Raw genomic sequence first — 2,840 nt, 5'->3', positions numbered from 1 at the left:
AAAAAAGGCGGTGACCTACTCTTCCACAGTAAAGCAGTACCATCGGCGCAAACGGGCTTAACTACTCTGTTCGGAATGGTTAGAGGTGAGCCCCGTCGCTATAACCACCTTAAGTTTTTATTCTGATTTTGATCAGAACTTGGGTTGTTATAAATAATCAACACTAATATTGTTGACATATTGAAAAAATCACATGATATGTATCGTAACGTATACTTTAATAAAAAAACAGACTCGCTCATTAACCATTGCTGGTCGTCTGAGCGAAGTCGAAGTAACAATAAGCCTATGGGTTATTAGTACTACTTGGCTATGACATTACTGCCTTTACACCTATAGCCTATCAACGTGGTCATCTTCCACGACCCTTAAAAGAAATCTCATCTTGTGGTGGGTTTCGCGCTTATATGCTTTCAGCGCTTATCCCTTCCGAACGTAGCTACCCTGCAATGCTCCTGGCGGAACAACAGGTACACCAGAGGTTCGTCCAACTCGGTCCTCTCGTACTAGAGTCAGATCCACTCAAATTTCTAACGCCCACAGTAGATAGAGACCGAACTGTCTCACGACGTTCTGAACCCAGCTCGCGTGCCACTTTAATGGGCGAACAGCCCAACCCTTGGGACCTTCTCCAGCCCCAGGATGTGACGAGCCGACATCGAGGTGCCAAACCCCCCCGTCGATATGAGCTCTTGGGGGAGATCAGCCTGTTATCCCCGGAGTACCTTTTATCCTTTGAGCGATGGCCCTTCCATACGGAACCACCGGATCACTATGCTCTACTTTCGTACCTGATCGACCTGTATGTCTCTCAGTCAAGCTCCCTTATGCCATTGCACTCTACGCACGGTTACCAAGCGTGCTGAGGGAACCTTTAGAAGCCTCCGTTACTCTTTTGGAGGCGACCACCCCAGTCAAACTACCCACCAAGCACTGTCCCTGGTTAGAGGTTAGACTCTAGATAAGCAAAGGGTGGTATTTCAACAATGACTCCACAACGCCTAGCGACGCCACTTCAAAGTCTCCCACCTATCCTACACATTACTTATCCAAAGCCAATACTAAGCTATAGTAAAGGTTCACGGGGTCTTTTCGTCCCACTGCGGGTAATCGGCATCTTCACCGATACTACAATTTCACCGAGCTCATGGCTGAGACAGTGTCCAGATCGTTACACCATTCGTGCAGGTCGGAACTTACCCGACAAGGAATTTCGCTACCTTAGGACCGTTATAGTTACGGCCGCCGTTTACTGGGGCTTCATTTGAGATCTTCGAAGTAAACTTCTAAACCCTCCACTTAACCTTCCAGCACCGGGCAGGTGTCAGGCCCTATACATCATCTTTCGATTTAGCAGAGCCCTGTGTTTTTGATAAACAGTCGCCTGGACTTTTTCACTGCGGCCTTCCCGAAGGAAGGCGACGCTTCTCCCGAAGTTACGCGTCGATTTTGCCTAGTTCCTTAGCCATGAATCTCTCGAGCACCTTAGAATTCTCATCCCAACTACCTGTGTCGGTTTAGGGTACGGGCTGCTTCACTCGCTTTTCTTGGAAGTCGATTTGCTAGATTATCACCTTGACCGGAGTCTCAGTGTACTATCGCGGTGTTACCACTCGCTTCAACGTACTATTCCGTCAGTACGCACTAACTTTTCGCCTCCGTCACTTTTAGTGTGAGCAGGTACAGGAATATTAACCTGTTGTCCATCCACTACCCCTTTCGGGTTCGCGTTAGGTCCCGACTAACCCTCAGCTGATTAGCATAGCTGAGGAAACCTTAGTCTTTCGGTGTGCGGGTTTCTCGCCCGCATTATCGTTACTTATGCCTACATTTTCTTTTGTAGCTTCTCCAGCATCCCTCACAGAACACCTTCGACGACACTACAATGCTCCCCTACCACTTATTAATAAGTCCATAGCTTCGGTAATATGTTTATGCCCGATTATTATCCATGCCGAACCGCTCGACTAGTGAGCTGTTACGCACTCTTTAAATGAATGGCTGCTTCCAAGCCAACATCCTAGCTGTCTAAGCAGTTCAACCTCGTTTATTCAACTTAACATATATTTGGGGACCTTAGCTGATGGTCTGGGTTCTTTCCCTCTCGGACATGGACCTTAGCACCCATGCCCTCACTGCTGATTAACATTTTATAGCATTCGGAGTTTGTCAGGAATTGGTAGGCGGTGAAGCCCCCGCATCCAATCAGTAGCTCTACCTCTATAAAACTATAAATCAACGCTGCACCTAAATGCATTTCGGGGAGTACGAGCTATTTCCGAGTTTGATTGGCCTTTCACCCCTACCCACAGGTCATCCGAAGACTTTTCAACGTCAACCGGTTCGGGCCTCCACTGTGTGTTACCACAGCTTCACCCTGCCCATGGGTAGATCACACGGTTTCGCGTCTACCACTACTAACTAAAGCGCCCTATTCAGACTCGCTTTCGCTACGGATCCGTGACTTAATCACTTAACCTTGCTAGCAACGGTAACTCGTAGGCTCATTATGCAAAAGGCACGCCGTCACAGATCAAGTCTGCTCCGACCGCTTGTAAGCGTATGGTTTCAGGTTCTATTTCACTCCCTTATTCAGGGTTCTTTTCACCTTTCCCTCACGGTACTAGTTCACTATCGGTCTCTCAGGAGTATTTAGCCTTATCGGATGGTCCCGACTGATTCACACAGGGTTTCACGTGCCCCGCACTACTCAGGATACCACTATATCCACATTCTTTACTTATACCGGGCTATCACCGTCTACGGCTTGTCTTTCCAAACAATTCTAATTCATCCTGCTTCTAATATCGTGGTCCTACAACCCCAGCATTGCCGTAACA

At 47.8% G+C, this 2,840-nt stretch carries 2 rRNA genes (1 of these 2 cut by a window edge); both read right to left on the bottom strand.

Going from position 1 to position 2,840, the window contains the following annotated elements:
• Nucleotides 1-2 precede the first annotated feature (2 nt).
• Nucleotides 3-112 (bottom strand): 5S ribosomal RNA (gene rrf / locus DFQ09_RS18410).
• 164 nt (nt 113-276) lie between these two features.
• Nucleotides 277-2,840, bottom strand: a 23S ribosomal RNA gene (locus DFQ09_RS18405) (it continues 265 nt past the right edge of the window).

This window comes from Winogradskyella pacifica (assembly GCF_003386275.1).
GTDB lineage: Bacteria > Bacteroidota > Bacteroidia > Flavobacteriales > Flavobacteriaceae > Winogradskyella > Winogradskyella pacifica.
The sequence above is the reverse complement of the archived record's forward strand: the minus strand, read 5'-3'. Positions and strand labels throughout refer to the sequence as shown.